The sequence below is a fragment of the Oceanobacillus oncorhynchi genome, from assembly GCF_000821065.1.
Taxonomy (GTDB): domain Bacteria; phylum Bacillota; class Bacilli; order Bacillales; family Amphibacillaceae; genus Oceanobacillus; species Oceanobacillus oncorhynchi.
In genome coordinates this window covers 3,388,973-3,403,141 of record NZ_CDGG01000001.1, presented here as the reverse complement: position 1 = coordinate 3,403,141, position 14,169 = coordinate 3,388,973, and the positions used below count along the sequence as shown (strand labels likewise).

Genomic DNA, 14,169 nt, shown 5'->3' with positions numbered 1-14,169 from the left:
GTAAAAATACATTTAATTAAAATTAATATAGGAATAGTTCACAACCAGTGATTTTTCCGTTATAATAAGGACAAATTAGTAAACAAAACTTCATTCTGTCAGAGCATTTCGATTTCTGCAGATTGGCAGTTACATGCTTCAGGCTTGCAGGCAGTTCTTCATTCTTCTTTCAACAATTTCTATAACAGAAGAGATATGTTTACATACAGCTGCTGCAAGATAAAAGCGTATCCATAACCCAAATGAAAATACAACGCATTTCTTTATGATGTAAAATTGGATACCATCACTACATAAAAGGAGGAATCTTATCATGAAATTAGCATTGATTTTAGGAGTTGCTGTTACATTTATTGTTTCCTGTTTTTCAGCTGGCTACGAAGCAAAACCGGGAGTACCAAAAGAAGATCAGCGTACTTAAGATTTAAAATAACTTTATAGAAATCACTTTATGTACAATCAAAAAAAGATGCCTCCATTTTGCGGAGACATCTTTTTTAATGTAAATCAGGAAACCCCTGCTGTCTTAACGCTTCATAGATAATAATGGAAGCTGTATTGGACAGATTTAATGAACGAACCTCGTCATTCATATGAATTCGCAGGCATTTATCTTCTTTATCTGTCAGCAGTTCCCGCGGGATCCCTGTAGACTCTTTTCCAAATACAAAAAATTGATCCAGCTCCACGGAGGAAAAATCAAAATCAGTATAATATTTGGTTCCAAAGTTCTCTATATAGTAAAAGCTCCCTGCCGGATAGGTTTGATATAATTCATCGATGGAATCATATTCTTTAACATCAACATGCTCCCAGTAATCCAAACCGGCGCGACGCACCATTTTACTGTCTGTTGAAAAGCCAAGCGGACGGATAAGGTGTAACGTCGTCCCGGTCGCTAAACATGTTCTCCCGATATTCCCCGTATTTGCCGGGATTTCTGGTTCAAATAATACTACATGCAAACTCACCATTCATTCTCCTTCAATTGCAAATTCTAAAAGTGGATATCCCTAAAAGCTGGTTCTCTTCTTTCTATCCCAAAATCAATTATACACTAACTTATCTCAATCCGAAAAAACTTATATTCAATTTCCGGAGTCCAGGCAGCCGAGTCCTCATAAGACCAATAACGGTTGCGGCTGTTATCGGTATGCGCATTGACAAGCGGCATATTATCAGCATCTTTAGCTACTACAATCGTTGTATGATTCCATGTACCGTCGCCTTCAAAATCATAGCAAATCACATCTCCGGGATTTAATTCTTCCGGTGTTTGCATCTCGATTCCCCTGATTCCGCGTTCTGAACCGCTTAAATACCATCTGAACGAATGCGCCACAGACCAGCTGAAGCTCCAAGAATCTTTTCCATACCACCAGCCCCGCTCCCGGACCGGCTCCCCCCACATCGGGCCTCCTCCCGCCCGCAGACATTGGGAAATGTAATTCGTGCAATCATCTTCAAAGCGACGATATTCCGGATTATAGCTGTTCCACCAGCGCTCTGCATATTTCACTGCTCCCAGCCGGTTATATTCTATTTCACGATTATTATCCTTGAGGTTTCCTTGTTTTAATACAGGGGGCTGATTACTGCCGTTTTCCGCTGGAGGCTTTTCAATCGATTGATGTCTGATTTCTCTATCCGATTGTTTCACAAGCTGATAAGGGACGACCTGCTCTTCCGTATAAAAAAAATCGCCCTGCTTCATTAAATATACCAAGTGTACCGCATATCGCGTGCTTCTGGTTGTGTCATAGGACTGTTTGCTGAAGACGAGGCCTTTTCCTTTTATCTTCACAATTTGCGCCTTTCGCTTCTTACAAAGTCTCTGCTTCTTACGCCACCAATCTTGGCCCTCCTTGCTGCCCTCGAAAAATTGCTGCCAATATGTTGTAATATCGCCCATAAAAAATCGCCTCCTCATCACAGCTTATGCATAAAGGAGGCGAATTAGGTCTTAGAAACCGCTGGAATGGCCGTGAGTATTTCTTCTACTTTACTGTCATGGCCGACAGCGCATTTTCCATTTCAAATTGTACTTGTTCATGATTCTCTTTTTCCAGGGCTTTAGAGAGCGCTTCTCTCGCAGCATCTGTTCCTATCTTCCCTAATGACCAGGCAGCAGTACCACGAATAACCGGCCGCGGATCGTTTTCCATAACAGCTATTAAATCAGTTTCCGCGGATGCTTCTTTATAATGGCCCAACGCTAAAATAACATTACGCTGAATCGGCTTTTTCCCTCTCCAAAAGCCGGACATATGCCCGAACTTTTCTTTAAACTCCCGATTTGATAAATGAAGCATTGGTTTAAGTCTTGGTTTAACCAATTCTGGCTCTGGCTCTAATTCCTGGTGGAAATGAGAATCTTTATCCCGGTTCCAGGGACATACCTGCTGACACGTATCACATCCGTATAAACGATTTCCTATCTTATTACGGAATTCCTCCGGCAGAAAATCCTTTGTCTGGGTTAAAAACGCAATACAGCGCTGCGCATTCAATTGTCCTCCTTGTACAATAGCACCTGTAGGACAGGCATCTAAACAAATTGTACAATCACCACAGCCGTCCTCTACCGGCGAGTCAGGGATAAACGGAATATTAGTCAGCATTTCTCCCAGATAAACAAACGAGCCATATTCCTTGGTAATAATGGAGGTATTTTTTCCGCTGAAGCCAATGCCGGCTCGTTCAGCTACAGCCCGGTCGCTTAATTCCCCAGTATCTACCATTGACTTGATAACAGCATCCGGCACTTTATCTTTTATATACTCTCCCAGCTTATCCAGCCGTTCCCGCAAGGCAACATGGTAGTCAATCCCCCATGAAGCACGGGCAAAAATGCCGCGTCTGTCTCCTTTTGTCCCTCTCGGTGTTGTTTCCATTCTCGAAGGATAGGCGACGGCAATGGAGATGATAGACTTCGCTTCCGGCAGTAACCGCCTGGGCTCCGTTCTTTCCTCAATACTCCCTTTTTCAAAACCAGATTGGTATTTTAGTTCTTGCTGACGTCTTAACCGTTCTTTCATTTCTGTAAAAATATCAGCCGTTGCAAAACCAATTTTATCGATACCGATTGTTTTCGCGTAGGCCTGGATATCCTTTTTCAGCTCTTCTACTTTCACCATACCGCCTCCCTTCTATTATTTTTTATCCTGATGAACTCGCTTTAAACATCCGGACCGGGATTTCAGTTATGCATCCATGAAAAATCTTGCTCTTCGCATCCGGTTCAATACCGCAGCAATTTCATTTTTCCTTGGTCTGGCTAAATCTCCTGGATGTTTCCCGTTGCTTTTCGTCAAAGTTTCCAATCCTTGATCCATTTTTTTATCAATCTGATCGATCAATGCTGCAAACGAAGAAAAATGCTTCTTTTCATTCCGGTAAAGATATTGGATAATCTCTGCAATCATTCTTGTTTGCGAAGCATCTACCAGCTGTTCCGTATAAGCAAAAGAAATGGGTTCTTTTCCAAATAGAATTTGAAATTGGCCTTTAGCCTGGATTTTAAACCTTTTATCTGTCTGCTTCGGAAATGTAGAAGCAGACAGATGCCGCTTTTCTACGTTCTTGAAATTCGTCTGCTCTACCTTACTATCGGCAATAGGATCTTCTTTTATAATTTCCTGTGCTCTTTGTGTGACATTCTTTGGCTTATATTCCTCCATAAGAATAACCGTATCTGCCACGGCAAAATATTCTCCTGAGCCGCCAGTTACTAAAATAACTGATTTATCTGCTTCATCGACTAATTGTCTGATACGGTGTATAAATGGGGTGATTGGTTCATTTTTATGATCAATCAGTTTTTGCATGCGGCTGTCGCGAATCATAAAATTGGTTGCGCTGGTATCCTCGTCAATCAGCAGGGTGTCTGCTCCAATCTCTAAAGCTTCCATCACGTTTGCCGCCTGAGAAGTACTTCCGCTTGCATTACTTGTTGAAAAAGCAGTTGTATCTTTTCCATGCGGAAGGTTAGAAATAAATGGAGAAATATTCACCGATGAGATTTCCCTTCCATCTTCTGCCCGAATTTTGACAGCACTCGGGTCTGTACAGATAAATTCCCGGCCATCTCCCTCGCAATGAGGATAAACGCCGCGTTCGATCGCTTGAAGCAGTGTACTCTTCCCGTGATAACCGCCTCCGGTAATCAAGGTGACTCCCTGCTTGACCGCCATTCCTGTTATTGTTTTGCCATGAGGAAGCTTTAATTCTACCTCATCCTCCTGCGGACTTTGAAAAGCAATCGCACCTTTGGCAGGCAGATTACTTACGCCGCTTTTTCTTGGCAATACAGAGCCATTGGCAATAAAGCTCACCCAATTATTTTCTTTCATTGCTTGCCATATGGCCTCTTGCTGATCAGCTAATTGAACCGCCTGCTGAATCGTTTTATCCTGAATATGAAAAACAGAATGCTCGATGATAGATGGAATTACCTCATCGAATAACTTGATTGCTTCCTTTCCATTAATGGATCGTCCATTAGCCGGCAGACCTGCAGACAGACAAACCGTTAATCCCTGCTCGGAAATACGTACTGCTGTCCGCTCTAATATCTCCTGGCCCGGTCCATCAAAAGCAATCATGCCGCTTTTGCCAGAACCTTTAATAAATGTTTTATTTTGATACACTGCTTTATCAATCACTCTCGCAAACGCATCCTCTACTGCTATCTGTCGAGATTTTGTTTCCAGCCACTCAGCAGCTATATGCCGTTCCTTCTCTGGAATCCCGATTCTTATTTTAGAAGGGCTGGCAAATGGGTCTCCTTGAACATAGTCGATATAAAGTGTATACCTCGGATACGTGTAGCTTCCCGCAATTTGTTTATATGCTTTGTAGCTTTTTCGGTCAATTTGTAATAAATTATTTTCAAGACGCTTCATCCTGGCTCCTCCATTCTGCTTTATTCTTTATAAACAGGGTACTATACTTAAAGTGCAAGTTCAAAAAGTCCGGTAAATAGGACCAAGAAGTTCAAGGCGACGAGCTATTTCCAAACGGACTTCCACAGGATGTGGTGACTTCTGTGTTGTCCACAGGACGTGGACGGTTTTAACAGAAGTTCCTCTTTGTTTTATAATACGTGAGTAACGGTTTTGGTGGGGCGAGTAATCGCAGTCCCATTGGAAATAGCTTGTCAACGCACTTCCGCAGGATGCGGTGGCTTCTGCGCTGCCCACACGACGTGGGCGTTCTTAGTAGAAGATCCTTTTCCCGACGTGTCATTTTTATTGGATTTTTTGAACTTCCTCTTATAGGTGAGGAAACAAATATTTTACAAAATAAAAACGCAACACTTCGTAGACTAAGTACGAAACACTGCGTTATCACATATGTATGGAGCGGGTGAAGGGAATCGAACCCTCATCATCAGCTTGGAAGGCTGAGGTTTTACCACTAAACTACACCCGCATGATTTATAGTTGTTTTCAACGACAAAATTTATTATAGCAACGTATTCGATAAAAATCAACAATAAATTTAATTTTTTTCATGAAAACTTAACCGAAAATTAATATTTAATGAAAATATACCTAAGAATAATTTATAATACCAGTGCATATACTTCTATAATGCCCAAATGTTTCTCGTATAATCTGTTTACATTCGTCTGGTCGCGTAATAAACTATTATTATGCTTCACGGAGAGGAGAATTTTAAAATGTCAGTATATTCAACCATTCTTACCCAATCGGAATTTGTAGATAAGGATAGTCTCAGCTACCCATTTGAAGAAAGAGGATTACAGTTTGGCGATGGCGTTTATGAAGTGATTCGGATTTATAAAGGAGAGTATTATCTCCTGAAAGAACATGTGGATCGCCTGTACCGTTCTGCCGAAGCCATCAAAATCAAGATCCCTTATCATAAAGAAAAGATGACAGACCTATTACATCAATTAATGGAAAAAAATAATATGAAAAATGATGGAAAGGTGTATATGCAAATCACACGCGGCTCAGCTCCCCGGGATCATGCCTTTCCATATGAAGTCACACCTAATATCTATGCTTACCTTCAGGATCTGCCCAGAAATGAAAAGATTCTGGAGAACGGGGTAAAGACCATCTCACAGCGTGATGTCCGATGGGAAAACTGTTATATCAAAAGCTTAAATCTGCTGCCAAACGTTTTAGCAAAGCAGACAGCAAAAGAAAATAATTGCTATGAAGCCATTCTGCATCGAGATGGCGTGGTAACAGAATGCAGCTCTTCCAATATCTATCTCGTAAAAGACGGAAAAGTATACACGCATCCAGCTACTAATAATATTTTACATGGATGTGTACGAATGGCAGTGGAGCGCTTTTTAAAAGCTGAAAATATTCCGCTGATTGAAGAGGCTTTCCAAATTGAAGATATCCAGCATGCAGATGAAATGTTTTTATCCAGCAGTACATCAGAGGTACTGCCTGTTATTCAGCTCGACAATGTAGTTGTCGGAAATGGTGAACCCGGGAAAATTACCCGTACCTTGCAAAGAGCGTATGAACAGGATGCTAAAATTACTGATAAGTTAATTAAAAATGTGTAATGAAAACTGTCGCCTTGACCATGGGCGGCAGTTTTATTATCCTGATATAAATATCCGGAAACCCTGCTAATGACAGCCTTACATCACATCGACTAGTTAATCATATTACTCTTCCCACTGCGTTCATTTAAATAATGGATTCCTTTTTTAATCGAATATAATTTGCGGTGATATTAAGTTATTTCTTTTATTATCAAGACTCCAACCGTAAAAAATAAGAAGATAAACATATTAGTCATGTATAATATCCTTCTCTTCTTTACTTTTTTCCACAATCACGCCCGATTTCTTAATATTCCAGATGGGAGGTATCATTAAATTTATTCACTACATTCTGCTGAAAACTATTTTGGCTTAAAACAGTTACACCACCTGCTGATGAAGAAAAGTATGCATTAACAATCATCTCTGGTTCAAATTTCAACCACCAGGCTAGTATGTACCCTAATGTTCCTCCGCGTGTAACAATTAAAATGCTTTTCTCATTTTCTAATTCACATATCCTATCCATACAATTGGAAACCCGACTATAAAATTCTCGCCAGGTTTCACCGCTTTGAAATTCCCGATAATCTAGATCAAATTCACTTTTTGCTCTGGGATTTCTATTTGCTCTTGCCCAATCCTTTGTTTTCCCTGCAGCAACACCACTGTTTATTTCACGTAATCCTTTTTCCTGAATAACGTCTAATTTTAATTCTGCTCCAACTATATCTGCTGTTTGGAACGCCCTTAATAGATCAGATGAATACAAGACACAGGCATTTTTCTCCACAAATTCTTTTAATTTTTCTCCAATTTTTTTCGCTTGACCCTTTCCTGCTTCAGTTAAAGGAGTATCTGTCCAACCACCCGACATATTATTTAGATGATGTTCCGATTGACAATGCTGTATCAAGATAATATTGCTCATTTTGTCCTCCCCGCTTTTAATTAAATTATACTTAATTCCCAATCTGAGCAGTTTGTTTAATATTGATTTCCCTTATTAACAACAATATCTTTTTATTAAAATCGAAATTCTTGTAAAAGGTATTTAACTACTCTTCCTTTTAGAGATAATTAGTATAGTATTTAACTAACATCCGTCATTTCAGTTCAAATGTTATCTTTTTCATACATTCTCTTTTGAGGATAAAGATAGACTTCCTATGTACCCATCGTCATAACTTCCAAATTAGTTTTATCCTATTCCTGTATATGTATATCTATGACAAGATCGCAACCGAACACGCTCATTTTTTATAGTCTTTAAAATATAAGCAAAATGCTAAAATCAACGACAATTCATTTCCCGATTATTTGATATAAAAGAAAGACTATAACAATCGTTATTACTAGGCTGACTGCTATAATTTTCAAGAAGGATTTCCGTTTTATTTTACTAGGTTGTTCTACTTTCATTGCTTCTTTTTCCACTTGATAAGAAAGCATCTTCGACGGCACCGTATCTGATGCCGTTATTCCAAACAGCTGTCTGTGCTCTGCTATTTCAAACATACGCTCATCTGTTACTGCTCCAAACGTACGTCTGTCCAGTTCCTTCAGCAGTTTTGCTCTATCCTTCCGCTTGATTAAGCTTAATAAAAAATTTACTTTTATAATATGAGGAATCTCGTCTATTTGTAAACGCTTGGCTAATAGCTTTCCTGCAACTAAACGTTTTCGAAATGCTTTATATTCTTCTTTATCCGCTAAATAAATTTCTATCGAACTGGTAAATTGATGTTTATATATTTGATACCTTTTAATATCCTGCCATTGAATAAAAATCGCACGTTTTAATGGATGTTTGATAATAAACATATCCTTTGTCAGCGTGAGATACGGTTTTAAATCAACAAGCATTTTAATCGCAAGAAGTGTGGAACCCCCAAAAATCAAGGGAAGGATAGTAAAAATATAACCATCTACCGTATTCCCTTCCTTAAAAGAATAGATACATACCGCCATTCCCAGTATAAAATAAGTAAGAGAGAGAATAAGAGCTAAAAAACTCTTCCCTTTTGATACGTATAAATAAACTTCCTGTGCACCCAACATCATAACCTCCGAATCAATTTCGTATCACTCTATTGATTCTTTATTTTACCATATTTTACTTGATATACATTTAAAAAATATACAAATAAGCTCTATAGCTAATCCCACCTGTACAGTTAATCCTCATTGATTCGCATTCCGAAATAGTTTAAACTAAAATCATATAGAATGAAATTCATTTAAAAATTGAGGAGGAATTACATGTCTGCATCAACAGAAAAAAGACCCGTTACCACAACCGATTTTCAGAATATTAAGGTTCTTAGTGAACCGGAGTTTATTTCAAAAAATAAATATAGTTATGTCATCACCTCTGTGAATGAAGATAAAGACTATGAATCACAGATTTATGTACATAACTTGAAAGATGATTCTCACAAGCAATGGACTACAGACAATCATCGGAATCACACGTTCCGCGTTTCTCCGAATAAGGATAAATCCTTCTTCCTTTCCAGCCGCAGCGGAGCTTCACAGATTTGGCTAATAGCTGTTGACGGCGGGGAAGCAAAACAGATTACTACTTTTCCAAACGGCGTCTCCTCCCCTGTCTGGGCAAACGACGGAAAGTCGATTATATTCTGCTCCTTTCTGGAAAAAGATGATGATATTGCTTCCTTAAAAGAGTTAAGCAACGAAGAAAAAAAGGCAAAACAAAAAGAAGCACAAACAAAACCGCTTATTATCGACCGTTTAAAGTACAAGTCGGATGCCAGAGGATTCCATGACCAATCCACTGTACAAATCATCCAATATGATATAAACGCAGACAAATTTTATCAGTTTACAACCCAAGAGGCAGATCATCATTTGGTTGACCTTGCACCGAACGGCGAACATCTTGTCTTTGCAGCTAATTTTGAAGAAGATGCGGATGCTTCCCTGGTTTCTGATTTATATTTACTGGAGCTGCAGTCAAAGGAAATAACTAAATTAACAGACAGTAAAGGCAGCTACCACGACGCCAAATTCTCCAGAGACAGTAAAAAAATTATTGCTTGCGGGCATGAGTTTGAATATGCAGGCGCAACGCTCACTAAGCTGTTTCTATACGATGTAGAAAGCAAAGAAAGAAAATTGCTTTCTGGAGATTGGAGCATCCAGCCAGGTGATACAATGGTCGCGGACATGCGTCTTGGCAGCTCGGAAACTGGTCCTGTCTGGTCACATGACAATGCATCCATTTATTTTCTTGGAACAGATGCTGGAGCTGTCAATCTATATGAAACAGATTTAGAAGGAAATTTAAAAACACGTTACAGCGATGATAATCACGTATTCGGCTTTTCTTATCATCCAGAGACAGACAGCTTTATTTTAGGAATCAGCAAACCAAAAGATCCTTGTAATTTTTATAAGCTGGATGCAGATAATACCTTAAAGCAGCTGACAGATGTAAATAAAGCCTTTATTCATGAAGCAGCTTTAAGTGAACCAGAAGAAATCTCCTATACATCAAGCGATGGCTTAGAAATTCAAGGCTGGCTGCTTCGCCCTTACGGCTTTCAGGAGGGAAAGAAATATCCATTTGTTCTGGAGGTTCACGGCGGTCCGCATGCCATGTACGGTCAAACCTTCTTCCATGAACTCCAGCTTCTTGCAGCGAAAGGATATGTTGTCCTTTATACCAATCCGCGCGGCAGCCATGGGTATGGACAGGAATTTGTTAACGGGGTGCGGGAGAACTATGGCAAAGGAGATTATCGCGATCTGATGGAGGCGGTCGATTATTGCTTAGAACAGTATTCCTTCATTGATGAAAACCGTTTGGGTATGACCGGCGGAAGCTACGGCGGGTTTATGACGAACTGGATTGTCGGTCATACGAACCGTTTCAAAGCAGCAGTGACACAACGATCCATTTCCAATTGGTTAAGCTTTTATGGAGTCAGTGATATCGGCTTCTTCTTTACCAAGTGGGAGCACGGCGTGAATTTATTAGAGGATCCAACCGGACTGTGGGATATATCTCCGTTGAAATATGCAGAAAACGTGGAGACACCGCTTCTTATCCTGCATGGTGAAAAAGATTATCGTTGTCCAATCGAACAGGGAGAACAATTGTTTATCACATTAAAGCATTTAAATAAAGAAGTGGAATTCGTCCGTTTCCCGGATGCTAATCATGAATTAAGCCGAAGCGGCAATCCATCTCTGCGTACAGCCCGGCTGGAAAATATCTGTCGCTGGTTTAATAAATATTTGTAAAACGAAGCTTCACTCAACGGAAGTTTTGCAGATGGCTTCTCAGCAATAAGCATAATGTCTATTAAAAAATAGAGGCGACAATTTCTGTCAGCCTCTATTTTTAATTATCCTATGATGATACACTGCCAACTTTTGGCGCGTGATAACCCTCCTGCGTTCGCAATGTCTGTAAATACGTCTGTAAGGATTGAATATCTTCATTCTTCAAGTGCTGGTATTGCCATACGAGCTTTGCCGTTTCCAGACTGGTGAAATACGGAATATTCAGCTGTGTACAAAGCTCTCTCAATTGAAAACCAAATCGTTCTTTATCTCTGCCGACGCTTGGCACATTAATCACATAGGCAGGCGGATCTTGTAAAAACAGCTTTTTGAGGTTAGCTATTTCACGGTTTACCGCAGTAGAAGGAATCTGGTTTTTCTCCAGGTAAGTACTCGTTCCCTGTGTAGCGATTATTTCTGTGTTTCCGGCAATTTCCTGAATAAACGGGATGCTTTCTTCCTTATGGTGATCACTGATCGATACAAACCATTTTTTTGTATCATGCAGCTTGTGCTGGGAAGGAAACACCGCCTTACGAATTGCTTTTTCCAGCGTTATATCCATCCCGATAGCTTCCCCGGTTGATTTCATTTCCGGACCTAAAATATGGTCAACACCTTTTAATTTATTCTTAGAAAAGACAGGTGCTTTCACCGTGTAATATTCCGGCTCCTGGTAAGAAGAGAATTCTTTCATAAAATCCTGCAGAGACTCCCCTAATTGTGCATTGACAGCTAAAGCCACCAGCGGAATCCCTGTTACCTTGCTGACAACCGGAACCGTACGGGAAGATCTAGGGTTTACTTCCAGAACATATACTTCATCTTGGTAAAGAACAAACTGGATATTCATCATCCCGATAATCGGAAGCTCTCTGGAAATCTTTTTAGAGATTTGATAGATTTGCGCTTTTTGCTGATCCGTTAATGTGATAGCCGGGAATACGCTCGTACTGTCTCCTGAATGCACCCCTGCTTTTTCAATATGTTCAAAGATCCCTGGGATAATCACATTTTCTCCATCGCTCACGACATCGACTTCACATTCTAATCCAGGCATATAGGAATCCATTAATAACGGCCAGCATTGATCGTAGGTATCTACCTGTACTCTTTGTACATTGCTGAGTAATTCTTCTTTATTGTAACAGACAAACATCGACTGACCGCCAATCACATAAGATGGACGAATCAGAACAGGATATCCGAGCTGATGGGCTGCTTCCTTTGCTTCATCCACACTATGGACAATTTCGCCATGAATGTGAGCAATATCTAATTGCTCTAAGAAGGTATAAAATTGCTCTCTGTCTTCCATTTTATCCATATTTTCAGGCGCTGTTCCTAAAACAGAAACACCGGCTTCTTTTAACTGATTCATAAGGTTAATAGCTGTCTGTCCGCCAAATTGGACGAGGACGTCTTGAATATTCTCTTTTTCCATGACATTTAGTACATCCTCCAGAGCCAATGGTTCAAAATAAAGGCGATCAGCTACTGTATAGTCCGTACTCACCGTTTCCGGGTTATTATTGATCATAATTGCCTCATACCCGGCTTTTTGCAGTGCCTGCACAGCATGCACAGAGCAATAGTCGAATTCAACCCCCTGCCCGATACGGATAGGACCAGATCCGATAACCAGCGCTTTTTTCTTATCCGATACGGTCTGCACTTGATTGGATCCTGACCAGGTTGAATAAAAATAGGTAGAATGTTTCCCCGACGTTCCCGGGCACGTATCAACAAAACGATAATTAGGCGACAACCCATGATTTTTATAAAATTCACGCAGTACAGCCGGTTCAATATGGAGAAGTTTTGCTAATTGGACATCACTGATATTATACTGCTTTGCCTGCAAGATTTTCTCTTCTGTTATATTCTCCCAGCCGGTTGCTGCCAATTCCTTTTCCAATTGGATGATAGCTGCTATTTTTTCCAGAAAATAAGGCTGGATCAGTGTCCGCTTTGCAATCTCATCTACAGAGAATTGGCGCCATAAGGCTTCACCGATAGCGAAAAGACGTAAATCATTCGGCTCTTCAAGCAATGCTGTCAATGCGTCATCTGACTTTTCTGCAAAGGCTGTCCAGCGGAAGGATTGAATATTCATTTCCAGAGAGCGGACCGCTTTATTTAATGCGCCTTCGAAGGTTTTATCTAAGGACATGACTTCTCCTGTTGCTTTCATTTGTGTTCCAAGCGTACGATCTGCTTCGGAAAATTTATCAAATGGAAAACGCGGGATTTTTACAACGGTATAATCCAAATCCGGTGTAAAATGAAGATAGGTCGCTCCGCTGACGGGATCAACTAATTCATCCAAATGATAGCCGACTGCACATTTTGCTGCCACTCTGGCAATCGGATAGCCTGTTGCTTTCGAAGCCAGTGCAGAAGAACGGCTAACGCGGGGATTTACTTCGATAATACAATATTCATTTGTTTCCGGATGGAAGGCAAATTGAATGTTACAGCCGCCCACCACTTCCAGCGCACGAATTATTTTTATCGACGCGTCACGCAGGATTTTACTTTGTTCAGCAGTTAATGTCTGAGCAGGAGCGACTACAATGGAATCGCCGGTATGCACACCGACAGGATCGACATTCTCCATGTCACAAATAATTTGGCATGCGTCATTCTCATCGCGCATCACTTCATACTCCATCTCTTTCCAGCCTTTAATGCTGCGCTCAACAAGCACCTGCGTAATCGGGCTTAGATGGAGCCCCTTTGCCAACAGCTCGCAAAATTCTTCCTTATTATTTGCAAATCCTCCGCCTTCTCCGCCAAGAGTATAAGCTGGACGGAGAATAACCGGATAGCCTATCTTCTCTGCAAACGCCAGGCCATCCTCTATATTTGTCACAATTTGTGATTCAGAAATGGGCTCCTTGATGGAAATCATTAAATCTCTGAATTTTTCTCTGTCCTCTCCCTTTTGTATGGAAGCAATGGAGGTCCCGAGCAGGGTTACATCGTGTTTCTTCAGAATCCCTTTCTCATGAAGCTCTAAGGATAGATTTAACCCTGTCTGCCCGCCTAAGGTTCCAATTAAACCATCCGGCTTTTCCTTTTCAATAATTTTTTCGACGACCTCTACTTCTAACGGTTCTAAATAGACTTGGTCGGCGATGGTTTCATCTGTCATAATGGTCGCAGGGTTGTTATTGATAAGCACAACCTCCAGCCCCTCTTCCTTTAAAGCAAGACAGGCTTGCGTCCCGGCATAATCAAACTCTGCCGCCTGCCCGATAACAATCGGCCCCGATCCTAAAACAAGTACTTTCTTCATCCCTGGATGTATTGGCATA

General features: G+C 40.5%; 9 protein-coding genes and 1 tRNA gene. 2 read left to right on the top strand and 8 right to left on the bottom strand.

From position 1 onward, the window contains the following. Positions 1-497 precede the first annotated feature (497 nt). The 5 genes from BN997_RS16255 to BN997_RS16235 all read right to left on the bottom strand — a co-directional run bounded on the left by BN997_RS16255 (position 498) and on the right by BN997_RS16235 (position 5,433). Positions 498-971 carry a tRNA (cytidine(34)-2'-O)-methyltransferase gene (locus BN997_RS16255; protein ID WP_042533758.1) on the bottom strand — a complete coding sequence of 158 codons (474 nt, stop codon included), beginning with the start codon at positions 969-971 and terminating at the stop codon, positions 498-500. 86 nt (positions 972-1,057) lie between these two features. Next, positions 1,058-1,912 carry an amidase domain-containing protein gene (locus tag BN997_RS16250; protein WP_042533756.1) on the bottom strand — a complete coding sequence of 285 codons (855 nt, stop codon included), beginning with the start codon at positions 1,910-1,912 and terminating at the stop codon, positions 1,058-1,060. Between the two features lie 85 nt (positions 1,913-1,997). Continuing rightward, positions 1,998-3,134: a tRNA epoxyqueuosine(34) reductase QueG gene (gene queG, locus BN997_RS16245; protein WP_042533755.1), complete on the bottom strand. Its 1,137-nt coding sequence runs from the start codon at positions 3,132-3,134 to the stop codon at positions 1,998-2,000. A gap of 69 nt (positions 3,135-3,203) precedes the next feature. Beyond that, positions 3,204-4,904, bottom strand: coding sequence for an ABC-ATPase domain-containing protein (locus BN997_RS16240; protein WP_042533753.1), 1,701 nt, complete (start codon positions 4,902-4,904; stop codon positions 3,204-3,206). A 455-nt stretch (positions 4,905-5,359) separates the two neighbouring features. After that, positions 5,360-5,433, bottom strand: a tRNA-Gly gene (locus BN997_RS16235). Positions 5,434-5,683: 250 nt separating this feature from the next. Between BN997_RS16235 and dat the strand changes: the two genes are divergently transcribed. Beyond that, positions 5,684-6,556, top strand: a complete 873-nt coding sequence (gene dat / locus BN997_RS16230) for a D-amino-acid transaminase (protein ID WP_042533752.1) — start codon at positions 5,684-5,686, stop codon at positions 6,554-6,556. Between the two features lie 289 nt (positions 6,557-6,845). On the opposite strand, the gene BN997_RS16225 is transcribed toward dat, so the two are convergent. Beyond that, positions 6,846-7,469 (bottom strand): histidine phosphatase family protein, encoded by a 624-nt coding sequence (locus BN997_RS16225; protein WP_042533751.1) that lies wholly within the window; start codon positions 7,467-7,469, stop codon positions 6,846-6,848. Positions 7,470-7,843: 374 nt separating this feature from the next. Beyond that, positions 7,844-8,602, bottom strand: coding sequence for an STM3941 family protein (locus BN997_RS16220; protein ID WP_175297057.1), 759 nt, complete (start codon positions 8,600-8,602; stop codon positions 7,844-7,846). 198 nt (positions 8,603-8,800) lie between these two features. Between BN997_RS16220 and BN997_RS16215 the strand changes: the two genes are divergently transcribed. Beyond that, positions 8,801-10,807 (top strand): S9 family peptidase, encoded by a 2,007-nt coding sequence (locus BN997_RS16215; RefSeq protein ID WP_042533748.1) that lies wholly within the window; start codon positions 8,801-8,803, stop codon positions 10,805-10,807. 109 nt (positions 10,808-10,916) lie between these two features. On the opposite strand, the gene carB is transcribed toward BN997_RS16215, so the two are convergent. Then, the gene (carB, locus tag BN997_RS16210) at positions 10,917-14,168 is read right to left on the bottom strand and encodes a carbamoyl-phosphate synthase (glutamine-hydrolyzing) large subunit (protein ID WP_042533746.1); all 3,252 of its coding nucleotides are present in this window, start codon (positions 14,166-14,168) and stop codon (positions 10,917-10,919) included. Position 14,169 lies beyond the last annotated feature (1 nt).